This window comes from Nonomuraea sp. NPDC049421, assembly GCF_040677005.1.
In the GTDB taxonomy this organism is placed as follows: Bacteria; Actinomycetota; Actinomycetes; order Streptosporangiales; family Streptosporangiaceae; genus Nonomuraea; species Nonomuraea salmonea.
In genome coordinates this window covers 132459-155462 of record NZ_JBFAQA010000010.1, presented here as the reverse complement: position 1 = coordinate 155462, position 23004 = coordinate 132459, and the positions used below count along the sequence as shown (strand labels likewise).

Sequence of the window (23004 nt, the reverse complement as noted above, 5' to 3'; positions counted from 1 at the left end):
GCGTCACCAGAGCATGACCGTAACGTCTCGTCCGTCGGTATACAGGTCGGCCGTAAGATGTGCGAGTGAGTCTCTACCGTGACGAAGGCGTGGTTCTGCGCACTCAGAAGCTCGGTGAGGCCGACCGCATCGTCACCATCCTGGCCAAGCGCACCGGCAAGATCCGCGCGGTGGCGAAGGGGGTCCGTCGCACGACCTCACGCTTCGGGGCAAGGCTGGAGCCGTTCACGCACGTCGACCTGCAGCTTCACACCGGCCGGACGCTCGACGTCATCACCCAGGCGGAGACGATCAGACCCTACGGAGAGGCGCTGGCCGTCGACTACCCCCGCTACACCGCCGGCAGCGCGATGCTCGAGACCGCCGACCGGCTGACGCAGGGGGAGAAGGAGCCGGCGCTGCGGCAGTTCCTGCTGCTCGTGGGCGGGTTGCGCACCCTCGCCGACCGCGGCCACGAGGCCCGGCTGGTGCTCGACGCCTACTTCCTGCGCTCCCTGGCCGTGGCCGGCTACGCGCCCGCCCTCGACGCGTGCGCCAAATGCCAGGCGCCCGCGATCAGGGCGTTCGCCATCGTCGCAGGTGGCGTGGTGTGCGGCGGCTGCAAGCCGGCCGGCGCCGCGGTGCCGGCCGGTGAGACCATCGGGCTCATGACGGCGCTGCTGCGCGGCGACTGGGCCACCGCCGACGCTTCGGAGTCGCGCCATCGCAGTGAGTGCAGCGGCCTGGTCGCGGCCTATCTGCAATGGCACCTCGAACACGGAATACGCTCTCTCCGACACGTCGAAAGGGAGCCCGCGTGAACGTACGACCACCGTCCCCGCACCCGTCGGGGGCGACCCCGCCGCCCATTCCGCGAGAGCTGGTGCCCCAGCACGTCGCCATCGTCATGGACGGCAACGGCCGCTGGGCCAAGGCCCGTGGCCTGCCCCGCACCGAAGGCCACAAGGCGGGCGAATCCTCGCTCTTCGACGTCATCGAAGGGGCCCTTGAGCTGGGCGTCCCCTACCTGAGCGCCTACGCGTTCTCCACCGAGAACTGGAAGCGCTCGCCCGACGAGGTGCGCTTCCTCATGGGCTTCAACCGCGACGTCATCAGACGGCGGCGCGACGAGCTGCACGCCATGGGCGTACGCGTGCGGTGGGCCGGCCGTCCGGGCCGGCTGTGGAAGAGCGTCATCTCCGAGCTGCAGACCGCCGAGGAGATGACGACGGCCAACCACAAGCTCACATTGCAATTCTGTGTCAATTACGGCGGGCAGGCCGAGATCGTCGACGCGGCACTGAAGCTGGCCGCCGACATCGCCGCCGGCCGCGTCAAGCCCGGCAAGGTCAACGAGAAGGTCTTCGCCCGCTACCTCGACGAGCCGGAGATCCCGCCGGTCGACCTGTTCGTACGGTCGTCGGGCGAGCAGCGCTTCTCCAACTTCCTGCTCTGGCAGTCGGCCTACGCCGAGATGGTCTTCCTCGACCGCCTCTGGCCCGACTTCGACCGCCGCGACCTGTGGGAAGCCTGCGAGATCTTCGCCAAACGCGACCGCCGCTACGGCGGCGCCCTCCCCAACCCGGTCTGACCGCTGAGCCGATGGGAGCGCCGAGCCAGCCCTCGACCGCCAGCTTCTCCAGAGCGGGATAGAAGCGGGCGGATCGCTCCGCCTCGTAGGCGATCGCCTCCGTCCATCGGCCGCGCTCGCGGAGGATCCGTTGGAGGAGAGGCAGGCTGTCCACCGAGGCGAAGTTGCGCAGCACCGTGTTGTCGGGGAACCAGTACCAGGTCATGGTTGGAGTGGGGAGTCCTCTCTCATGCCGGTGATGGCCTGCCGCAACGTGTCGGTGTCGGCGCCGATCAGGCTCGCGAAGGGGCGGAGCGTCGCCTTTCCCTCTGCGTAGGCCTGGAACGTCGTGCGGACGAGTGCGCCCGGGATCCTTGGCCGTGAGGCGAGCTGGATCCACTCGCCGAGGGTTTCGACCGCGCCGGCCTGCCACGCCGCGTCCCAGGCGGTCATGGTGCGCAAGGAGTCGCATCGGCTCTTGTCGATGAGCTGGAGGTTGAACAGCTGCCACGCGAGGGTGCTGGGTGAGACCCACAGCTCGCAGGCCAGCCGGGCGAGCTCCGCCACCGACCGGTTCGTCCGCCGCACTCTGTCGCACAGCATCTCGGCGGGCAGGAGCAGCTCGGCGGCGAAGGCGTTCGCCCGCTTCTCGGAGGGTTGCCGCCGATGGTCGGCGGCGTGGATGTCGACGTCGAGGTGGAGCCCCTGATCGTCGCGTACGAGGAGATGGCCGAGCTCATGGGCGATCGTGAACCGCTGCCGGGCCGGCAACTCCGACGTGCCGACCACGATCAGCGCGGCGTTGTCATCGGACCAGGACAGCCCGTCGAAGCCCGGGGCGAGCGGGTGGATGCGGACGTCCACGCCGAAGGCCGCCTCGACCGCCCCGGCGAGATCCTGGCACCGCCACAGCTCGACGCCTTGGGCGGTGGCGTGGGCGGTGGCCTGGGCGGCGAGATCGCGGCCTTGACGCACGGACGCTCGTGAGGCGCCGCCGGTCGCGAAACGCGGGATCTCCTGCCGGTAGCCGAGGAAGGCGAGATCCGCACGGAACTGCGCCAGGCGTTCCGCCTCCTTCACGGCCGCGTCGGCGGACGTGAGCCGGACCGTGGCGCCGCTGTTCGTGGCGGTGTCGGTCGAGGTGACGTGGGTTGAGGTGGCGTGGGCCTCGGCGGTGCGGGCCGAGGTGGCGGGGGTGGGCTGGGCCACGCCGAGCAGCCAGTCGACGGACACGCCGCACAGATCGGCGATGCGCGCGAGGTCGAGCGAGGTGAATCTGCGGATGCCCGACAGCGACTTGGACATCTTCGGGGCGTCCAGCCCCGCTTTCGCCGCGAACTCGGCCTGGGTGAGGCCGCTCTGCTCGATCAGGTGGCGTACGCGTGCCGCTGTGTCCCCGGCCATGGGAGTAGCCTAGGCCGCCGTTGCGAAAATCGCAACGAGCGACTAGTGCGCGCGTTCGAGTCTCCCGTTCGTGTGGGGTCGTCAGGCGCGGCGGCGGGCGCGGTAGGCGGCTACGTGCATGCGGTTGCCGCAGGTGCGGCTGTCGCAGTAGACGCGGGAGCGGTTGCGGGACTCGTCGACGAAGACGCGCTCGCAGTCGGGGGCCGAGCAGGTGCGCAGGCGTTCGGCCTCGCCCTCGACCAGCAGGTGCGCCAGGGCGACGCCGCAGTCGGCGGCCACGTGTTCGGCCAGGCTGGCGTCGGCGGCGAAGTAGTGGACGTGCAGCGGGTGGCCGTCGTGCTCGGTGAGGCGGGGCGTGATGCGGGTCTCGGCGAGCAGGGCGTTGAGCGTGCGTACGGCCGTGGGCTGGTCGGGGGCGGTGAAGACGCGGTGGAACGCCTCCCGCACCATGCGGACCTGGCCGAGGTCGCGGGCGGTGATCTTGTCGATGCCGCTGACCTCGCGCGACTCCACGAACGCCTGGAGGTCGTCCAGGCCGGCCAGCCCTTCGTCGCCTCCGGTGGAAGGCGAGGTGTTGACCAGCTCGACGACGGTGGCCAATGCATGCACCATGTCATGGCCAAACGGCATGTTGACTCCTGTCCGCGCCGGGTTCTAGCGTGGTCGCAGCGTATCTCCTATACGGGACTCCGGGGGTTTCGGTGAGCGCACATCGCCGTATCGTGCTGATCGCGATCGCCGGAGCGCTCATCATCTCCACCTCGGCCCCCTTGGTCCGGCTGGCCGAGGTGTCGCCCGCCACCTCGGCGGTGTTCCGCTGCGCGTACGCCGTACCTCCGCTGCTGTTCCTCGCCTGGCGCGAACGGCGCAGGCTGGGGCCGATGCCGCGCAGGGCGTTGCCCGCGGCGTGGGCGGCGGGCGTGGCGTTCGCGTTCGACCTGCTGTTCTGGCATCACGCGATCGACTACGTCGGCGCGGGACTCGCGACCGTGCTGGGCAACCTCCAGGTGTTCCTGGTGGCGTTCGCGGCGTGGGGGCTGTTCGGTGAGCGGCCGTCCACCCGCCTCATGCTCGGTACGCCGGTCGTCTTCGCCGGCGTCGTGCTGATCTCCGGGGTGTTCGACAGCGCCGCCTACGGCAGCGACCCGCTCAAGGGGGTGCTGGCGGGGCTGGCGACGTCCGTGTCGTACGCCGTGTTCCTGCTGCTGATGAAGGGCGGTGGGGCCGATCGTGCGGCCGGGCCGCTGGCGCACGCCACCGTGGTGGCCACCGTCGTCATGGCGCTGCTGAGCCCCATGTTCGGCGGCGCCGACCTGGTGCCCACCTGGCCGGGTCACTGGTGGCTGCTGCTGCTCGCGCTGGGGCCGCAGGTGCTGGGGTGGTCGCTGATCACGTACTCGCTGCCGCGCCAGCCCGCCGCGCTGACCGCGCTGCTGCTGCTCATCCAGCCCATGACGACGGTGGCGATCGGCGCGCTCGCGCTGGGCGAGCGGCCGTCGGTGCTGCAGCTCGCCGGGTGCGTGGTGATCGTGCTGGGCGTCCTGTACGGCTCCCGCCGCACCCCGTCACCCGAGCAGGCGGGGAAACCTGGGCGAGCGGCCGGGCAGCCGGGTGCGGACGCGGTACAGGAACCGGACGCGGTGCCTGTGCGGGCGGCCGAGGAGCCTGGCGCGGGGCCGGTCAGCTCGACCTGACCGCCGTCGAGCAGCCCGCGCAGGTGCCGAACACCTCGACCGTGTGCGTGATCTCGGTGAAGCCGTGCTCGCTGCCCACCATCTCCGCCCACCGCTCGACGGCGGGCCCCGCCACCTCGACCGTGCGCCCGCAGCGGCGGCACACCAGGTGATGGTGGTGGGTGTCGGTGGCGCAGGCGCGGTAGACGGACTCGCCGTCGTCGGTGCGCAGCACGTCGACCTGGCCGCCGTCGGCCAGCGCCTGGAGCGCGCGGTAGACGGTGGTCAGCCCGATCTTGGCGCCGTGCAGGCGCATCTCGGCATAGACGTCCTGCGCGCTGCGAAACCCCTCGCTCCTGCGCAGGGTGTCGTGCACGGCATCGCGTCTCGTCGTCATGCGACCTCCTCGATGCGCAGCTTTGGCCGCTCGCTCAATGTCGACTCCTGGGTACGCCCTCGACGTACGAATTTACCGACACCGAGCGCCAGGACGAAGCCGGCGAGCGCAAGAAGCACGATCGCGGCCCCCGGCGGCACCTTTGCGGAGTAGGTGGAGGCGAGCAGGCCGCCCACGGAGGCGAGCACCCCGAACAGCATGGCCAGCCCCATCGTGGTACGGAACCCCCGGGTGAGCTGCTGGCTGGTGGCCACGGGGATCACCATGAGGGCGCTGACGAGCAGCAGGCCGACCACGCGCATGGCGATGACCACGGTGAGCGCGGCGGTGACGGCGATGAGCAGGCTCAGGAACCGTACGGGCAGGCCGCTGGCCTTGGCCATCTCCTCGTCCTGGCAGAGCACGAACAGCTCCCTGCCGAAGATCAGGACGACCGCGAGCACGGCCACGGCCAGCGCGGCGACGACCCAGATGTCCTCGACGGTGACGCTGGCGATGGCGCCGAACAGGTAGGAGTTGAGCTTGGCGTTGCTGCCGCCGGGCGCGATGGCCATGAGCATGACGCCGCCCGCGATGCCGCCGTAGAACATCAGCGCCAGCGCCACGTCGCCGCTGGTGCGCCCGCGCGCCCTGACCAGCTCGATGGCCACGGCGCCGGCGATGGACACGAGAACGGCGGTGAGCACGGGCGCGCTGCCGGTCAGGAACCCCAGCGCGACGCCGGTCAGCGCGATGTGGCCGACGCCGTCGCCGAGCAGCGCCAGCCTGCGCTGCACGATGAACGTGCCCACGGCGGGCGCGCAGAGCCCGACCAGCAGCGCCGCGATGAGCGCGAGCTGGAAGAGCTGTTCCTGCAGAAGTTCGAAGATCACCTTGGTTCCCCTTGCCACCCGGTCAGCGGGCCGCCGACGGGTTCGGCGGCGTGCGGGTGCTGGTGCTCGTGTCCCGGCCGCGCGCACTCGCCCTCGGGCCGAGGCGGCCGCCCGTCGTGGGCGACGCGGCCTTCGCGGATCACCACGCCGCGCGTGATGATCGGCTCCAGCGGGCCCAGCTCGTGGGCCACCAGGACGACCGTCTTGCCCTCGCGGACCAGCTCGCCCAGGGTGTCGGCGAGCAACTGCTGGGTGTCGGCGTCCACGCCGGCGGTGGGTTCGTCCATCACGTACGTGTCGGGCTCCCCGGCCAGCGCGCGGGCGATGAGCACCCGCTGCTGCTGGCCCCCCGACAGCGACTGGACGGGGTCGCCGGCCCGGTCGGCCAGGCGCACGGCCTCGAGGGCGCTCGCCACGGCCGCCTTGTCGGCCGCGCTGGTCCTGCGCAGCCGGCGCTGCCTGGCGACGCGGCCGGAGGCGACCACCTCGCGGACGGTCGCGGGCACGCCGCCGCCCACCTGGAGACGCTGCGGCACGTAGCCGATGCGCCACCAGTCGCGGAATTTGGCCGGCGGGGTGCCGTACATCAATGTCGTGCCGCCGGTCAGCGGCGTGAGGCCGAGCAGCGCGCGGACCAGCGTCGACTTGCCCGAGCCGTTGGCCCCGAGCAGGGCCACGACCTCCCCGGGACTGACGGTCAGGTCGATCCCTCGAAGGACGGGCTTGCCGTCGAAGGAGACCTGGCCGCCGGTCATCGCGAAGGCCGTTTCCGTCATGGCGTACACCCCAGTGCTGTTTGTAGGGTTTTGAGGTTATCGCGCATGGCTGAGACGTAGTCGCCCGAGGGCTTGCTCTCCAGCGGGTCCAGCACCGCCGTCTTGGCGCCGACCTGGCTCGCCAGCACCTCGGCCACCTTCGGGCTGACCAGGGACTCGGTGAAGATGGTGGTGACGCCCTCTGCCTTGGCCAGCTTGCCGACCTCCGACAGGCGGGTGGGGGAGGGCTCGGTCTCGGGGTCGAGCGTGATGCCGACCTGCTTCAGCTGGTAGCGGTCGGCCAGGTAGCCGAACGCCTCGTGCGCGGTCACCATCGTCTTGGTCCTGCACGTGCCGAGGCCCTTGGCGAACTCCTGGTCGAGGGCGCCCAGCGTGGCGGCCGTCTTGGCGGCGCGGTCCTTGTAGCCCTGGGCGTGCGCGGGGTCGGCGGTGGCGAGCCGCTCGCCGAGCTTGGTGGCGACGGTGGCCAGGCGGGCGGGGTCGAGCCAGATGTGCGGGTCGTACGCGACCTCGTGCTCGTGGTCGTGCTCTTCCCCGGCGTGCTCCTCCTCGTGCTCACCTGCGGGGATCGTCTGGACGGCCGTGGCGGCGTCGAAACTCGTCTCAGGGTCGACGGCGTCGTCCACGGCGGGCTGGATGCCCTTGATGTAGACGGTCAGTGCGGCGTTCTTCAGCTGGGTGACCTGCTGGATGCCCAGCTCCAGGTCGTGCGGCTCGACGCCGGGGGCGGTCAGCACGCTCACCTGGGTGTCGGATCCTCCGACCTGCTCGCTCAGCCACTGCAGCGGATAGAAGGCGGCGATCACTTCGGGCTTGCCGCCCTCGGCCCCGGCGGAGGTGTCCGCCGTACCGGAACCGCAGGCAGTGGTGGTGAGCAGCGCGGCTGTGGCCAGCAGGCCGACAGTCCACGACCGGGAAAATCCTGACATCATGTGAGTCAGTATGCGCCAAAATGAAAATGGTTGTCAAAATCCCCCGAGTCGGGACGCTTCCAGGGGGTGTGGCGACCTGGCCGGCGTCATCCGGCGACTTCCCCACCGCACGTGGTGCGGTCCCTTTGAGAAGGGGGGAAGTGACCCGCGAGGGAGCCGCCGTCGTCTGGAGGAGCGGCGGGAGCGGAGCGGCCAGAGCGGGGGAAGGCGGCGGCGTCAGGGGCGACCGAGCCCGCCGCACGGAGTGCGGCGATTGGACAGGGGGATGCCGGACGGCACGCGCTGGGGGCCCGGCGCGTGCCGTCGGCATCCCGTCATCACCTCGGTGATCGTGCGTCGGCAGAGCCGTTGCCGGCGCCCGAGGTGACGCTTGTACGGGCGCTCAGCCGGCGTTCACCCGTGTAGACGTTCATCGAGTTCCCGCGCAGGAACCCGATGAGCGTCAGTCCCTCGTCGGCGGCCAGCTCGACGGCGAGCGAGGACGGCGCCGAGACCGCGGCGAGCACCGGTATCCCGCCCATGACGGCCTTCTGCACCAGCTCGAACGACGCCCGCCCCGACACCATGAGGACGGTGCCGCGCAGCGGCAGCCGCCCTTCGCGCAGCGCCCAGCCGAGCAGCTTGTCGACGGCGTTGTGCCGGCCGACGTCCTCGCGTACGCACAGCGGCTCACCGTCGGCCGTGAACAGGCCGGCCGCGTGCAGGCCCCCGGTCCTGTCGAAGACCCGCTGGGCGGCGCGCAGCCGGTCCGGCAGGGCAGCGACAGTCGACTGCGCCAGCTCGACCGGGTCATCTCCCGCGTTCCAGCGAGCCACTGTGCGTACGGCCTCCAGCGACGCCTTCCCGCAGACGCCGCACGAGGAGGTGGTGTAGAAGTTGCGCGGCTCAGGCTCGGGCACGCCGGGGGCGAGCCGCACGTCGAGGACGTTGTAGGTGTTCTGCCCTTCGACGGTGGCCCCGGCGCAGTAGCGGATGGTGGAGATGTCGCCCGGCGACCCGACGGCCCCCTCGCTGACGAGGAACCCGGCCGCCAGGTCGAAGTCGTCGCCCGGCGTGCGCATGGTGACGGTCAGCGGGGTGCCGTTGAGCCGGATCTCCAGCGGCTCCTCGGCGGCCAGCGCATCGACCTTGCGCACGCGGGCGGCGTCCTTCACCCGCAGGATGCGCTTCTTGACGGTGACCCTAGACATACCCGTACCCGAAGCGCCCCTTGACGCAGAGGTTGCCCTTCGTGACGGGGTTGTCGTGCGGCGAGGTCACCTTGACGATCTTGTTGTCCTGGACGTGCAGGGTGAGGTTGCAGCCGACGCCGCAGTAGCTGCAGACGGTGGTGGTCTCGGCCTGGCGGGACTCGTCCCAGGTGCCGTCGGCGCGCATGTCGTACTCGGTCTTGAACGACAGCGCCCCGGTGGGGCAGACCTCGACGCAGTTGCCGCAGTAGACGCAGGCCGAGTCGGTGAGCGGGGCGTCGAACTCGGTGGAGATCTCGGCGTCGAAGCCGCGCCCGGCGACGGAGATGGCGAAGGAGTTCTGCCACTGGTCGCCGCAGGCGTCCACGCACTTGTAGCAGAGGATGCATTTGCTGTAGTCGCGGACGTAGAGGTCGTTGTCCACCTTGGCGGGCTGCTCGACGGTGGCGGCCTCGTCGCCGAACCTGGCGGGGTCGGCGCCGTACTCCTCGGTCCACTCGGCGGCGCGCGGCGTGGTGGACAGGTCGACCGACGAGCCGAGCAGTTCGAGCACGACCTTGCGGCTCTGGCGGGCCCGCTCGGTGTCGGTGCCGACCTTCATGTTCGGCTCGGCCTTCCTGGAGCAGGCGGGCGCCAGCGTCCTGGCGCCCTCCACCTCCACGACGCAGACCCGGCAGGCGTTCTTCGGGGTGAGCGTGTCGCCGTAGCAGAGGGTGGGGACGTCCTTGCCCGCCGCGTGGCAGGCGTCGAGGATCGTGGAGCCCTCCGGCACCCGTACGGTCTCGCCGTCGATCTCGACGTCGATGAGCCGGCGGGGCGGCTGGAGCGGGATCATTTGAACACTCCCAGACGGTCGATGGCCGATTCGACGGCGTTCCAGGCGGTCTGCCCGAGGCCGCAGATGGAGGCGTCGCGCATGGTCTGCCCGACCTCGCGCAGCAGCACCAGGTCGGGGTCGTCGGCCCGGCGCGGCTCGTTCGGGTCGACGCGGCGGGCGAGGCGGTGCAGGGCCTCCTCCTGCCGTACGGTGCCGACCCGGCAGGGCACGCACTGCCCGCAGGACTCGTCGCGGAAGAACTGCGCGATGCGCAGCAGCAGCGCCGCGAGGTCGACGGAGTCGTCGATGACGAGCACCACGCCGGAGCCGAGGGTGGCGCCCGCGTTCCTGGTGCCCTCGAAGGTGAGCGGGATGTCGAGGTCGGTGACGAACGCCCCGGCGGCGCCGCCGAGCAGCACGGCCCTGGTGGTGCCGGTGGTCCCGGCCAGGTCGAGCAGCTCGCGCAGGGTGGCGCCGAAGGTCAGCTCGTACACGCCGGGCCGTTCGACCGCGCCGGAGACGCAGAACAGCTTGGGCTCGGCCGCCGCGTACGCCGGCGCGCCGCGCTCCAGGATCGGCAGCACGTTGACCAGCGTCTCGACGTTGTTGACCACGGTCGGCTTGCCGAACAGCCCCTTCTCCACGGGGAAGGGCGGTTTGCTGCGCGGCTCGCCGCGCCGCCCCTCGATGGAGTTGAAGATCGCGGTCTCCTCGCCGCAGATGTACGCCCCCGCGCCCCTGCGCAGCTCGATGTCGAACGACAGCCCCTTGCCGAGGATGTCGTCGCCGAGCAGCCCACGGGAGCGGGCGGTGGCGATGGCGTGCTGGAGCCGCGCGGTCGCCCGCGGGTACTCGCCCCTGATGTAGAGGTAGCCCTTGGTGCAGCCGGTGGCGTACGCGGCGACGGTCATCGCCTCGATGAGCGCGTACGGGTCGCCCTCCATCACGACCCGGTCCTTGAACGTGCCCGGCTCGCTCTCGTCGGCGTTGCACACGAGGTAGTGGGGGTGGTCGGGCTGGCGCGCGGTGGCCTCCCACTTGCGGCCGGTGGGGAAGGCGGCGCCGCCCCTGCCGACCAGGCCCGACTCCAGCACCTCGCGGATCACCCCGGTCGGCCCGAGCTCGAAGGCGCGGCGCAGCGCGGTGTAGCCGCCGGCCGCCCGGTAGTCGTCCAGGCTGGCCGGATCGACCTGCCCGATGCGGCGCAGCAGCACCAGGCCGGGGTCGCCGGACTGCGGCACGGCCTCCTTGACGGGGGTCTCGCCGGCGACGTGCACGGCGGGCGCGTGGCCGTTGGTGCCCGGTGCGGTGCCGGTGATGGTGGTGATCGTGTCGGGGGTGGCGGGGGCGTACACCTCGGCCCGGTGCGGCACGCCGGCCTCCAGGGCGAGCGCGGCGGGGGCCCGCTCGCACAGGCCGAGGCAGGGGCTCTCCTGCCAGTCCTTGCCGGGCGGGCCGAAGCGCTCGCGTACGCGGTCGCACACGGCCTTGGAGCCCTTGGCCTGGCAGGCCAGGTCGGTGCAGACGTGCAGCACCCGCTTGGGCCGCTCCTCGACGGAGAGCAGCGAGTAGAACGTGGCCACCCCGTACGCCTCGGACGGCGGCACGTTGAGCCGGCGGCAGATGTAGTCGAGCGCGCCCTCGCTGATCCACCCGACGCGGTCGTTGACCGCGTGCAGCGCGGGCAGCAGCTGGTCGCGCGCCTCCTCGGCGCGGACGGCCATGCGCAGGTCGGCGTCGGTACGGCTGCCACCGGTCCACGCGGAGGCCGGCGGGCCGAGCAGGTCGTCGACCGCCGCGCGCTCCTCGTCGGTGGGCTTGGCGTCGCGGAATCTCAGATCCATGTGGTCACCCGGCCTTGACGAGCTTCTCGACCCTGACCGCGGCCGCTTTGAACTCCGCCGTCCCCGAGATCGGGTCCGTGGCCTCGATCGTCAGGGAGTTGGTGTCGACCTCGTCGGGGAAATGGAACGTCATGAACACCAGCCCGGGTCTCAGCCCCGGGTCGATGTGGACGGGCGCGACCACCGAGGCCCGCCGGGAGGTGATCCGCACCTCCTCGCCGGCCACGACGCCGAGCTTCTCGGCGTCCTCGGGGCACAGCTCGATCGTCTCGCCGCGGCGCAGCGGCGAGGCGAACCCGGAGGACTGCACGCCCGTGTTGTAGGAGTCGAGCCGCCGCCCGGTCGTCAGCCGCAGCGGGTACTCCTCGTCCACCAGGTCCACCGGCGGCGAGTGGCGCAGCACGGCGAACGGCGCCGGCACGCCCCGCTTGACCGGGTCGCTCTCCCACAGCCGGCCGTGCAGGTAGGGCGGCTCCAGGGAGTCCTCCGACGGGCAGGGCCACTGGATGCCCTGCAGCTCGGCCAGCCGCTGGTAGGACATGCCGGCGTGCTGGGGCGACAGCGACCGCAGCTCGTTCCAGACCTCCTCGGCGCCGTCGTAGTGCCAGTCGTGGCCGAGCCTGCGGGCGATCTCGCAGACGATCCAGATGTCGTCGCGGGCCTCGCCCGGCGGCTCCAGGGCCTTGCGCACCCGCTGGACCCGGCGCTCGCTGTTGGTGAACGTGCCGTCGGCCTCGCACCAGGCGGCGCTGGCCGGCAGCACCACGTCGGCCATCTGCGCGGTCTTGGTGAGGAAGATGTCCTGGACGACCAGGTGATCGAGCATGGACAGGCGCTTGATGCAGGAGAGCGAGTCGGCCTCGGACTGCACCGGGTTCTCGCCGATCATGTAGCAGGTGGTGAGCTTGCCCTCGCCCATCGCCTCCAGCATCTCGGTGAGGTTGTAGCCGTAACGAGGCTGGATGGCGCGGCCCCAGACGCTCTCGAAGCGCTGCCTGATGCCGGGGTCGAGGATGTCCTGGAAGCCGGGCAGGCGGTTGGGGATGGCGCCCATGTCGCCGCCGCCCTGCACGTTGTTCTGGCCGCGCAGCGGCGACAGGCCGGAGCCGTAGCGGCCGACGTGGCCGGTCAGCAGGGCCAGGTTGATCAGCGCCCGGACGTTGTCGGTCGCGTTGTGGTGCTCGGTGATGCCGAGTGTCCAGCAGAGCTGGGCGCGGTCGGCGCGGGCGTAGGCGTGGGCCAGTTCGCGGATCGCCGCGGCCGGTACGCCGGTCACCTGCTCGGCCGCCGACAGCGTCCACGGCTCGACGGACGCCTTGAACTCCTCGAAGCCCACGGTGGCCCGCTCGATGAACGCCTCGTTGTGCAGCCCCGCGTGGATGATCTCGCGGGCGACCGCGTGCGCGAGCGGGATGTCGGTGCCGACGTTGAGCCCGAGCCAGAGGTCGGCCCACTGGGCGGTGCCGGTGCGTCGCGGATCGACGGCGAACATCTTGGCGCCGTTGTGGATGCCCTTGAGCACGTGCTGGAAGAAGATGGGGTGGGCGTTCCTGGCCGCAGAACCCCACATCACTATCACGTCGGTGTCCTCCACCTCCTGGTAGGAGGAGGTGCCGCCACCGCTGCCGAACACCGCCGACAGGCCGGCCACGCTGGGGGCGTGGCAGGTGCGGTTGCAGGAGTCCACGTTGTTGGTTCCGACGACCACCCGGGTGAACTTCTGCCCGACGTAGTTCATCTCGTTGGTGGAGCGGGCGCACGACAGCATCGCGAAGCTGTCGGGCCCGTGTCGTTCTATGTTGCGGCGGAAGCCCTCCGCTGCTCGCTCCAGCGCCTCCTCCCACGACGCCTTGCGCAGCACGCCGTTTTCGCGTACCAGTGGATGGGTCAGGCGGTCATAGCTCATGATCCCTCCATTCAGTATACAATCTACGGTATTCCGGGCTATACCGCACGGACAAGGTTCGCGTTCAGCAGGTCGCTCACCGCGTGGATCGCCCTCAGCGTCGGCACCTCCGCTCCGGTCAGATCGGCCAGCTCGACCACCGCCGCGAGCAGCACGTCGAGCTCCAGCGGCTTGCCCTTCTCCAGGTCCTGGAGCGTGGACGTCTTGTGCTCGCCCGCCTTCTCCGCCCCGCGCAGGCGGCGCTCGATCGAGATCCCGGGATCGCAGCCCACCCGGCGGGCCACCTCCACGGTCTCCCGCATCATGGCGACGACCAGCTCCCTGGCGCCGTCGTGGCGGCAGATGCCGGCCATCGTCGCGCGGGCCAGCGCGCTGATCGGGTTGAAGGCGATGTTGCCCATCAGCTTGATCCACACGTCCCTGCGCAGGTCGCGCTCGACCGGGCACTTCAGCCCGCCCTCGACGGCGGCCCCGCTGAAGGCGAGGCAGCGCTCCGACAGCCGGCCGTCGGGCTCGCCGATGGAGAAGCGGGTGCCCTCAAGGTGGCGGATCACGCCGGGCTCCTCGATCTCCGTCGCGGCGTAGACCACGCAGCCGATGGCGCGGTGCAGGGGCAGCGCGGCCGTCACCGCGCCGCCGGGATCGACGCTCTCGATGCGGTAGCCCTCGTACGGGCCCTTGAGCCCGTGGAAGTACCACCACGGGATGCCGTTCTGCGCGGCGATGATGCTGGTCGTCTCGTGCAGGAGCGGCCGGATCATGGGGCCCGCCGCGGCGTAGCTGTTCGCCTTGAGGCCCAGGAAGACGTGGTCCACCGGGCCGACCTCGGCGGGGTCGGCGGTGGCATGGGGATGGGCGGTGAAGTCGCCCCTGGGGGTGAGCACCCGCACACCGGCACGGCGTATCGCCTCGAGGTGCGCGCCTCTCGCGATGAGGTGCACCTCGACTCCCGCCCTGTGGAGGGCGGCCCCCACGTACGCGCCGATGGCGCCGGCGCCAAGAACAGCGACCTTCATGTTGCGCTCCGTTCTTGCGTCGGATTGTAAGCACGGAGCCCCGTAGCTGCGGCAGTCGCTCGAAGGCGACCCGGCCGTAAGTTACGGGGCCCCGTGCTCGCGGTGGGATCGCCCTCCCACCGTGCATTCGGTATACAGTATGGAAAAACGAGGGTCAAGGAGTGTGCCTGTGACCGTTTTGTGGCATGGACCAGTGGTGGAAGCGATCTCATGGCCCGCCGCCCGGGCCCTCGCGGCGGGCGCGGCCTGCCCTTCGAAGCCCTCATCCGTGCCGCTGCGGGAGGCGCTCGGCTGCCGGCTGGCGGCGCCGCTGCGCGCGCTGGTGGCGGTGCCGGGCGTGGACGTCTCGGCGATGGACGGGTACGCCGTCGCCGGTTCCGGGCCCTGGCGGGTGGTGGCCCGGGTGCTGGCCGGGGGAGCGCCGTACGGGGGTGCGCTGCGGGCGGGCGAGGCCGTCGAGATCGCCACCGGCGCCCCGGTGCCGGCGGGCGCCGAGGCGGTCCTGCCGTACGAGCACGCGGACGGCGACTCTGTGGATGGAGTCGTGGGCGGGGTCGTCGTGCCCGGCAGGCACATCAGGCGCAGGGGCGAGGACATCGCCGAGGGAGCGGTCGTGCTGGGCGCGGGGACGGTGGTGACGCCGGTGACGCTCGGCCTGGCCGCCGCGCTCGGCCACGACGTGCTGGAGGTGCGTCCACGGCCGCGCGTCGCGGTGCTGGTCACCGGCGACGAGGTCGTGGACGCCGGCCTGCCCGCGCCCGGCCGGGTCCGCGACGCGATCGGCCCGTTCCTGCCCGGCCTCGTGGAGTGGGCCGGCGGCCGCGTCACCACCACCACCCGCCTCCCCGACGGCCCCGCCGCCCTCCGGGCCGCCCTCGCGGCCTGGCCCGAGCGCGGGCCCGCCGCCCTGGCCGGGTGGGCGGAGCGTGGGGCCGGCGGGGGATGGCCGGCGGGCGCGGACGCGCCGAGCGGGTGGCCGGAGTGCCGCGAGGACGTGGTCGTGGTGTGCGGGGCGTCGTCCAAGGGGCCGGCCGATCATCTGCGGGCGGTGCTGGCGGAGCTGGGCGCCGACGTGCTGGTGGACGGGGTCGCCGTACGTCCAGGGCACCCCCAGGCGCTGGCCCGCCTGGCGGACGGAAGGCTCGTGGTGGGCCTGCCGGGGAACCCGTTCGCGGCCCTCGCCGCCGCGCTGACGCTGCTCGCCCCGATCCTGCGCGAGCTGTCCGGCGTGCCCGCCGCGCGGGAGACGAGCGCGTTGTCGGGCGAGGTGCGCCCGCACCCGCGCGACACCCGCCTGGTGCCGGTCCGGAGGTCGGGCCGCGGCGCGGTCCCCGTGGGTCATGACCGGCCGGGATCGTTGTGGGGCGCGGCCCTGGCGGACGCGCTGGCCGTGGTGCCGCCGGGGTGGTCCGGTGAGCAGGTCGAGCTGATCGAGTTGCCGTAGGGGCCTAGACACGCCCTTCCGGAGAGAGTAACCATTGCGTTCATACGGTATGCAGTATGCGGAAGACAGCGAGCTCGTTCGCCAGGAAGGGTGCATGATGTCGGAAACGATCTCCGGTGGTCATCTCGTAGCCAAGGCACTCAAAGCCGAAGGCGTGGACGTGATCTACACGCTCTGCGGCGGCCACATCATCGATATCTACGACGGCTGCGTCGATGAGGGCATCGAGGTCATCGACGTACGCCACGAGCAGGTGGCCGCGCACGCCGCCGACGGTTACGCCCGCATCACCGGCAAGCCGGGTTGCGCGGTCGTCACCGCGGGGCCGGGCACGACCGACGCGGTGACCGGCGTGGCCAACGCCTTCCGCGCGGAGAGCCCGATGTTGCTCATCGGCGGCCAGGGTGCGCTGAGCCAGCACAAGATGGGATCCTTGCAGGACCTCCCGCACGTCGACATGATGACCCCGATCACCAAGTTCGCGGCCACGGTGCCGAGCACCGAGCGGGTGGCCGACATCGTCTCCATGGCCTTCCGCGAGTGCTACCACGGCGCTCCGGGGCCGTCGTTCCTGGAGATCCCGCGCGACGTGCTCGACGCGAAGGTGCCGGTCGAGAAGGCGCGCATCCCCAAGGCCGGCCACTACCGGGCCAGCACCCGGCAGCAGGGCGACCCCGAGGCCATCGAGCAGCTCGCCGACATGCTGGCGCACGCCGAGAAGCCGGCCATCCTGCTCGGCAGCCAGGTCTGGACCTGCCGGGCCACCGACGCGGCCATCGACTTCGTCCGGACGCTGAACGTCCCCGCCTACATGAACGGCTCGGGCCGCGGCACGCTGCCGCCCGGCGACCCGCACCACTTCCAGCTCAGCCGCCGCTACGCCTTCACCGAGGCCGACCTGATCATCATCGTCGGCACCCCGTTCGACTTCCGGATGGGCTACGGCAAGCGCCTGTCGCCGACGGCCAAGGTCGTGCAGATCGACCTCGACTACCGCACGGTCGGCAAGAACCGCGACATCGACCTCGGCATCGTCGGCGACGCCGGGCTCGTCCTGTCCGCGGTGGCGCAGGCCGCGAGCGGCCGGGTGGAGAACAGCGCGGCCCGCCGCAAGGAGTGGCTGGACGAGCTGCGCAACGTCGAGACCCAGGCGTACGAGAAGCGGCTGCCCCGCCAGCTGTCCGGCGCCCAGCCGATCGACCCCTACCGCCTGGTCCACGAGATCAACGAGTTCCTCACCGAGGACTCGATCTACATCGGTGACGGCGGCGACATCGTCACCTTCTCCGGCCAGGTCGTGCAGCCGAAGTCGCCGGGCCACTGGATGGACCCAGGCCCGCTCGGCACGCTCGGCGTCGGCATGGCCTTCGCGATGGCCGCCAAGCAGGCCCGCCGCGACAAGGAGGTGCTGTGCCTGTTCGGCGACGGCGCCTTCAGCCTCACCGGCTGGGACTTCGAGACCATGGTCCGCTTCGACCTGCCGTTCATCGGCGTCATCGGCAACAACTCCTCGATGAACCAGATCAGGTACGGCCAGGCCGCCAAGTACGGCCAGGACCGCGCCCGCATCGGCAACACCCTCGGCGACATCCGCTACGGCGAGTTCGCCAAGCTGCTCGGCGGCTACGGCGAGGAGGTCCGCGACCCCGCCGAGATCCGGCCGGCGCTGGAGCGGGCCCGCGAGTCCGGCAAGCCCTCGCTGATCAACGTCTGGGTCGACCCAGAGGTGTACGCCCCCGGAACCATGAACCAGACCATGTACAAGTAGGGGAAAACGGTGCAGATGAAGGCTCTCGAAGGTGTCCGCGTCCTCGACATGACCCATGTCCAGTCCGGCCCGTCGGCCACCCAGCTGCTCGCGTGGCTCGGGGCCGACGTGGTCAAGCTGGAGGCCCCGACCGGTGACATCACCCGGCAGCAGCTCCGCGACGTGCCCGGCGTCGACAGCCTGTACTTCACGATGCTCAACTGCAACAAGCGCAGCATCACCCTCAACATGAAGAGCGAGCGCGGCAAGGAGATCTTCACCGAGCTGGTGAAGAGCGCCGACATCCTGGTGGAGAACTTCGGTCCTGGAGCGGTGGACCGCATGGGCTTCTCCTGGGAGCGCCTGCAGGAGCTCAACCCCCGCCTCATCTACGCCTCGATCAAGGGCTTCGGCCAGGGCAGGTACGCCAAGTTCAAGGCGTACGAGGTGATCGCCCAGGCGATGGGCGGCTCGATGAGCACGACGGGCTTCGAGGAGGGCCCGCCGCTGGCCACCGGCGCCCAGATCGGCGACTCGGGCACCGGCATCCACGCGGTGGCCGGCATCCTGGCCGCCCTCTACCAGCGCACCCAGACCGGCCGCGGTCAGCGCGTACAAGTGGCCATGCAGCACGCCGTGCTGAACCTGTGCCGCGTGAAGCTGCGCGACCAGCAGCGCCTGGCGCACGGGCCGCTGCGCGAGTACCCGAACAAGACGTTCGGCGACGAGGTGCCGCGCTCGGGCAACGCCAGCGGCGGCGGCCAGCCCGGCTGGGCGGTGCGCTGCGCGCCCGGCGGGCCGAACGACTACATCTACGTCATCGTCCAGCCGGTCGGCTGGAAGCCGATCACCGGCATCATCGGCCGTCCCGAGCTGGCCGACGACCCCGAGTGGGCGACGCCGGACGCCCGGCTGCCGAAGCTGGACAAGATGTTCCAGCTCATCGAGGAGTGGACGATCCGCCACGACAAGTGGACGGTGCTCGACCGGCTCAACGCCGAGAACATCCCGTGCGGGCCGATCCTGTCCACCAGGGAGCTGGTGGAGGACCAGAGCCTGCGCGAGGAGGGCATCGTCGTCACCGTCGACCATCCGGAGCGCGGCGAGTTCGTGACGGTGGGCAGCCCGCTGCAGCTGTCCGACTCGCCGGTGGACGTCCGCACGCCGCCGCTGCTCGGCGAGCACAACCAGGAGATCTACCGCCAGATCGGCGTGAGCGCCGAGGAACTGGCCGAACTCAAGACGAACGGAGTCATCTAGTGCCTGCCAGGGACGTCATCGACAAGGCGCTGGCCGAGGGGCGTACGGCTCTGACGGCTCCTGAGGGCCGCGAGCTGTGCCAGGCGTACGGCATCGCCACCCCCGGCGAGGGCCTCGCGACCTCGGCCGACGAGGCCGCCCGGCTGGCCGGGGAGATCGGGTTCCCGGTCGTGCTGAAGATCGTCTCGCCCGACATCCTGCACAAGACCGACGCCGGCGGCGTGCTGGTCGGCCTGAAGAACGCCGACGAGGTACGCGAGGGCTACGCCACGATCCTGGCCAACGCCCGCGCGTACGACCCGGACGCCACGATCGACGGCATCCAGGTGCAGCAGCTCGTGGGCGGCGGCCACGAGGTCATCGTCGGCGCGGTCACCGACCCCACCTTCGGCAAGGTCGTGGCCTTCGGCCTCGGCGGCGTGCTGGTCGAAGTACTTAAGGACGTGACCTTCCGGCTTGCCCCGGTTTCGGGTGATGATGCGCTGAAGATGCTGGACGACATCAGAGCGGCGGACGTGCTCAAGGGCGCCCGCGGCGCGGAGCCCGCGAACCGCCAGGCTCTGGCGGCGCTCATCGAACGAGTCGGCCGGCTGGTCACCGACATCCCCGAGATCGTCGAGGTGGACCTCAACCCCGTCTTCGCCGACGCGAACGGCGCCGTGGCCGCCGACGTGCGGATCATCATCGGCCGGCCCGCCCCCGAGGTGGCGCGGCTGCCGCGCGAGGAGATCCTGCGGCAGATGAACCGCATCTTCAAGCCGCGCTCGGTCGCCGTCATCGGCGCCTCCGCCGAGACCGGCAAGATCGGCAACTCGGTCATGCGCAACCTCATCAACGGCGGCTACCAGGGGCAGATCTACCCGATCAACCCCAAGGCCGACGAGATCATGGGGCTCAAGGCGTACAAGAGCGTCGGCGACGTGCCGGGCGAGGTGGACGTGGCCGTCTTCGCCATCCCGGCCAAGTTCGTGGCGCCGGCGCTGGAGGAGGTCGGCGCGAAGGGCGTGGCCGGCGCGGTGATGATCCCCTCCGGGTTCGCCGAGACCGGCAACGTGGAGGGCCAGAAGGAGATCGTCGAGATCGCCCGCAGGCACGGCGTGCGCATGCTCGGCCCCAACATCTACGGCTACTACTACACGCCGGAGAACCTCTGCGCGACCTTCTGCACGCCGTACGACGTGCGCGGCAGCGTGGCGCTGACCTCGCAGAGCGGCGGCATCGGCATGGCCATCCTGGGCTTCAGCCGCACCACCAAGATGGGCGTGTCCGCCATCGTCGGCGTCGGCAACAAGGCCGACGTGGACGAGGACGACCTGCTGACCTTCTTCGAGCAGGACGACAACACCAAGGCCGTCGCCATGCACCTCGAAGACCTCAAGGACGGGCGCGGCTTCGTCGACGCCGCCCGCCGCGTGGTCAAGGAGAAGCCGGTCATCGTGCTCAAGGCCGGGCGCACCGCCATGGGCGCGCGGGCCGCCGGCTCCCACACCGGCGCGCTGGCCGGCGACGACAAGGTCTACGACGACATCCTGCGCCAGGCCGGCGTGGTGCGCGCCCCCGGGCTGAACGACATGCTGGAGTACGCCCGCGCGCTGCCCGTCCTGCCCGCCCCCAAGGGCGAGAACGTCGTCATCATCACCGGCGCGGGCGGCTCCGGCGTCCTGCTGTCCGACGCCATCGTGGACGCCGGGCTGACCCTCATGGACATCCCCGACGACCTGGACGCGGCGTTCCGCGCCTACATCCCGCCCTTCGGAGCGGCGGGCAACCCCATCGACATCACCGGCGGCGAACCACCCTCGACCTACGAGAACACGGTCCGCCTCGGCCTGAGCGACGAGCGCATCCACGCGCTGGTCCTCGGCTACTGGCACACGATCGTGACGCCGCCGATGGTCTTCGCCGAGCTCATCGCCCGTGTGGTGGCCGAGGAGCGGGCGAAGGGCAACACCAAGCCGGTCGTGGCGTCACTGGCCGGCGACACCGAGGTTGAGGAGGCCAGCGAGTACCTGTTCGAGCACGGCGTGGTCGCGTACCCGTACACGACGGAAAAGCCCGTGGCGGTCCTCGGTGCGAAGTACCGCTGGGCCAGGGCGGCCGGGCTGCTGGGCTAAGAGCCGAGCCACAGCAGCACCAGGCGAGGGGGCAATTCGGGGCGCAGAGGAAGGCAACAACCCCCCAGGAGGTCCGTAGGTGGACACATCGAACACACCACCGGCGACGGCCACGCCGCCGGTCGAGGACGATCGAGTATGGAAAGCGGGCCGGCTTGAGCCGATGCCCATCAGGAAGCTCCCCGACGCGCCTCCCTCGGTGCACCTCATCGGGCCGACGGTGTTCCTCGTCGCGCTCGGCGTGGGCATGGGCGAGTCGTACATGTGGCCCCGGCTGGTGCTGCTGTTCGGGCCCGAGATCAGGTGGCTGTTCCTGATCGGCGTCACCCTGCAGGCCGTGGTGATGCTGGAGATGGCCCGCTACGCCATGGCCACGGGGGAGAGCATCTTCTCCGGCGCGGCCAGGGTGTTCAAGCCGCTGATGTGGTTCTTCTTCGTGGTGGCGATCGCCGTCTACATCTGGCCCGGCCACCTGTCCGCGGGCGCGGCGGCGTTCGAGGAGATCACCGGAATACCCTGGATGGTGACCGCGATCGCCGGGTTGATCCTCGTCGGCGTGGTCTTCACCCTGGCCAAGGTGATCTACAACCTGCTGGAGAACGTGCTCTCCCTGCTCATCGGGGCGCTCGTGCTCGGCACCGCCGTGGTCGCCGCCATGGTCGGCTCCTGGGGTGACGTGGTCACCACCATCAGCGGCATGTTCTCCTTCGGCTACCTGCCGGCGGAGGCCATGACGGCCGCCTGGTTCCCCGTCATCGTCGGCGCCTGCGCCTTCGCCGGTCCGTCGGGCATGCAGCAGATGTGGTACACGCTGCACCTGCGTGACTCCGGCGCCGGCATGGGCGTGCACCAGCCGAAGGTGGTCGGGCTGCGGCACGCCTCCTCCGAGGAGGAGCGGCCGACCCGCGGGTACATGTTCGACACCTCCGACCCGGCCGAGATGGCCAAGTGGAAGGGCTGGCGGCGCTGGGTCACCTTCGACGCGCTGCTGCTCTTCTGGGGCATCACCATGCTGGTCACCATCTCCTTCACGGTGATCGCCCAGGCCGCGGTGCGGATCGACCCCGCCGTGCGTACGGCGATTCAGGGCGACGACCGGGAGGTGGCGCTGACCGCGATGTCGAACGCCGTCTCCTCGGCGGGCAGTTCGGTGCTCGGGGTCGTGTTCCTCGGGTTCATCGCCCTGATCGGCCTCAACGCGACGCTGGGCCTGTTCGACTCGTTCTCGCGCGGCCAGGCTGACATGACCTACAACTTCATCCCCGGCGCGAAGAAGGTGGGCATGTCCCGCCTGTACGGCATCTTCCTCTGGGGCGTGATCCTCTTCGGCATCCTGATCCTGCTGTTCGGCCCGGCCGACGGTCCCAGTGGGATCCTGGACACGCTGGCGTTCCTGTCCACGTTCGCCATGGGCGCGTACTGCGTGACCCTGCTCCTGGTGAACAACCGCATGCTGCCCAAACCGATCAGGCCCAAGTGGTGGTCGAACGCCATCATCGGCTTCGGCGCGGTGTTCTACCTGGGCATGCTCTTCTACAGCCTGGTCGCCTACGGCGTGGTCGTGGGCTGATGATCGGACGGCACAGTTTCGAACTCGCCCTGCCAGGGGCGTCGATCGGAGCCGTCGCCGGTGCCATGGCCGGTGGGCTGACCCTGCTCGCGGGGCAGCCCATCGGGATGGCCGCGCTGTCGGCCCTGGCGCTCGCCGCACCGCTCGCCCTCTTCGGCGGCATGTACGGCGTGCTCCTCGGCCACGGCGTGTTCCGGCCGGGCACGTTCGGGCCCGTCGGCCTCTACTGGATGGCGGCCTTCCCCCTCTCGCGGCTGCTTCAGGAGAGTGTGGCCGGGATCGGCATGGCCGACGGGGTGCCGCTGTTCCTGGCGTACCAGGCGATGATCAGCCTTGGCTTCGCCATCGGGTTCCTGTGGATGCACGAGCGGCTCATGCCGCACTGGCTGATGAGGGTGGCCGGCGGCAACCCCGTCGCCAGTGAGCTGCTGGAGCAGTACGTCCGCTACGCCCAGATGATGCAGGCGAGGAAGGGAGCACGTAGGTGAATCTG

Annotated in this window: 20 protein-coding genes; 9 read left to right on the top strand and 11 right to left on the bottom strand. The window is 70.8% G+C overall.

Features of this window, described 5'->3' with window-relative positions; genetic code table 11:
* Window positions 1-65: 65 nt before the first annotated feature.
* Window positions 66-800 (top strand): DNA repair protein RecO, encoded by a 735-nt coding sequence (gene recO, locus AB0K18_RS19220; RefSeq protein ID WP_364915618.1) that lies wholly within the window; start codon window positions 66-68, stop codon window positions 798-800.
* Window positions 743-1570: an isoprenyl transferase gene (locus AB0K18_RS19215; RefSeq protein WP_364915616.1), complete on the top strand. Its 828-nt coding sequence runs from the start codon at window positions 743-745 to the stop codon at window positions 1568-1570. Before recO ends, AB0K18_RS19215 begins: the two co-directional genes overlap by 58 nt.
* A gap of 201 nt (window positions 1571-1771) precedes the next feature.
* On the opposite strand, the gene AB0K18_RS19210 is transcribed toward AB0K18_RS19215, so the two are convergent.
* A complete protein-coding gene (locus AB0K18_RS19210) occupies window positions 1772-2953 on the bottom strand; it encodes an XRE family transcriptional regulator (protein ID WP_364915614.1) in 1182 nt (393 codons plus the stop codon).
* 81 nt (window positions 2954-3034) lie between these two features.
* Window positions 3035-3583, bottom strand: a complete 549-nt coding sequence (locus AB0K18_RS19205) for a CGNR zinc finger domain-containing protein (RefSeq protein ID WP_364915612.1) — start codon at window positions 3581-3583, stop codon at window positions 3035-3037.
* A 92-nt stretch (window positions 3584-3675) separates the two neighbouring features.
* Between AB0K18_RS19205 and AB0K18_RS19200 the strand changes: the two genes are divergently transcribed.
* The gene (locus AB0K18_RS19200; RefSeq protein WP_364915610.1) at window positions 3676-4647 is read left to right on the top strand and encodes a DMT family transporter; all 972 of its coding nucleotides are present in this window, start codon (window positions 3676-3678) and stop codon (window positions 4645-4647) included.
* On the opposite strand, the gene AB0K18_RS19195 is transcribed toward AB0K18_RS19200, so the two are convergent.
* From AB0K18_RS19195 to AB0K18_RS19155, 9 genes are all read right to left on the bottom strand, one after another.
* Complete coding sequence (locus tag AB0K18_RS19195) at window positions 4634-5023, bottom strand: transcriptional repressor (protein ID WP_345399302.1); 390 nt, start codon at window positions 5021-5023, stop codon at window positions 4634-4636. The genes AB0K18_RS19200 and AB0K18_RS19195 overlap by 14 nt on opposite strands.
* On the bottom strand, window positions 5020-5892 hold the full coding sequence (locus tag AB0K18_RS19190) for a metal ABC transporter permease (protein ID WP_364377846.1): 873 nt from the start codon (window positions 5890-5892) through the stop codon (window positions 5020-5022). The genes AB0K18_RS19195 and AB0K18_RS19190 overlap by 4 nt, the downstream gene beginning before the upstream one ends.
* Window positions 5892-6671 carry a metal ABC transporter ATP-binding protein gene (locus AB0K18_RS19185; protein ID WP_364915608.1) on the bottom strand — a complete coding sequence of 260 codons (780 nt, stop codon included), beginning with the start codon at window positions 6669-6671 and terminating at the stop codon, window positions 5892-5894. Before AB0K18_RS19185 ends, AB0K18_RS19190 begins: the two co-directional genes overlap by 1 nt.
* Window positions 6668-7603, bottom strand: coding sequence for a metal ABC transporter substrate-binding protein (locus AB0K18_RS19180; RefSeq protein WP_364915606.1), 936 nt, complete (start codon window positions 7601-7603; stop codon window positions 6668-6670). The genes AB0K18_RS19185 and AB0K18_RS19180 overlap by 4 nt, the downstream gene beginning before the upstream one ends.
* Window positions 7604-7920: 317 nt before the next feature.
* Window positions 7921-8793 carry a formate dehydrogenase accessory sulfurtransferase FdhD gene (gene fdhD / locus AB0K18_RS19175; RefSeq protein ID WP_364915604.1) on the bottom strand — a complete coding sequence of 291 codons (873 nt, stop codon included), beginning with the start codon at window positions 8791-8793 and terminating at the stop codon, window positions 7921-7923.
* Window positions 8786-9628 (bottom strand): 2Fe-2S iron-sulfur cluster-binding protein, encoded by an 843-nt coding sequence (locus AB0K18_RS19170; protein ID WP_364915603.1) that lies wholly within the window; start codon window positions 9626-9628, stop codon window positions 8786-8788. Before AB0K18_RS19170 ends, fdhD begins: the two co-directional genes overlap by 8 nt.
* The gene (locus AB0K18_RS19165; RefSeq protein WP_364915601.1) at window positions 9625-11454 is read right to left on the bottom strand and encodes an NAD(P)H-dependent oxidoreductase subunit E; all 1830 of its coding nucleotides are present in this window, start codon (window positions 11452-11454) and stop codon (window positions 9625-9627) included. Before AB0K18_RS19165 ends, AB0K18_RS19170 begins: the two co-directional genes overlap by 4 nt.
* A 4-nt stretch (window positions 11455-11458) precedes the next feature.
* Entirely contained in the window at window positions 11459-13360 is a 1902-nt protein-coding gene (locus tag AB0K18_RS19160) for a molybdopterin-dependent oxidoreductase (protein ID WP_364915599.1), read from the bottom strand.
* A 38-nt stretch (window positions 13361-13398) separates the two neighbouring features.
* Window positions 13399-14376, bottom strand: a complete 978-nt coding sequence (locus tag AB0K18_RS19155; RefSeq protein ID WP_364915597.1) for a 2-dehydropantoate 2-reductase — start codon at window positions 14374-14376, stop codon at window positions 13399-13401.
* Between the two features lie 193 nt (window positions 14377-14569).
* Between AB0K18_RS19155 and AB0K18_RS19150 the strand changes: the two genes are divergently transcribed.
* The 6 genes from AB0K18_RS19150 to AB0K18_RS19125 all read left to right on the top strand — a co-directional run bounded on the left by AB0K18_RS19150 (window position 14570) and on the right by AB0K18_RS19125 (window position 22999).
* Complete coding sequence (locus AB0K18_RS19150; RefSeq protein ID WP_364915595.1) at window positions 14570-15820, top strand: molybdopterin molybdotransferase MoeA; 1251 nt, start codon at window positions 14570-14572, stop codon at window positions 15818-15820.
* A 94-nt stretch (window positions 15821-15914) separates the two neighbouring features.
* Complete coding sequence (locus AB0K18_RS19145) at window positions 15915-17588, top strand: thiamine pyrophosphate-binding protein (protein WP_364915593.1); 1674 nt, start codon at window positions 15915-15917, stop codon at window positions 17586-17588.
* A 15-nt stretch (window positions 17589-17603) separates the two neighbouring features.
* The gene (gene frc, locus AB0K18_RS19140) at window positions 17604-18827 is read left to right on the top strand and encodes a formyl-CoA transferase (RefSeq protein ID WP_364915944.1); all 1224 of its coding nucleotides are present in this window, start codon (window positions 17604-17606) and stop codon (window positions 18825-18827) included.
* Window positions 18827-20941 (top strand): acetate--CoA ligase family protein, encoded by a 2115-nt coding sequence (locus AB0K18_RS19135; RefSeq protein ID WP_364915591.1) that lies wholly within the window; start codon window positions 18827-18829, stop codon window positions 20939-20941. The genes frc and AB0K18_RS19135 overlap by 1 nt, the downstream gene beginning before the upstream one ends.
* Before the next feature lie 79 nt (window positions 20942-21020).
* Window positions 21021-22511, top strand: coding sequence for an Nramp family divalent metal transporter (locus tag AB0K18_RS19130; RefSeq protein ID WP_364915589.1), 1491 nt, complete (start codon window positions 21021-21023; stop codon window positions 22509-22511).
* The gene (locus tag AB0K18_RS19125; protein ID WP_364915587.1) at window positions 22511-22999 is read left to right on the top strand and encodes a hypothetical protein; all 489 of its coding nucleotides are present in this window, start codon (window positions 22511-22513) and stop codon (window positions 22997-22999) included. Before AB0K18_RS19130 ends, AB0K18_RS19125 begins: the two co-directional genes overlap by 1 nt.
* Window positions 23000-23004 lie beyond the last annotated feature (5 nt).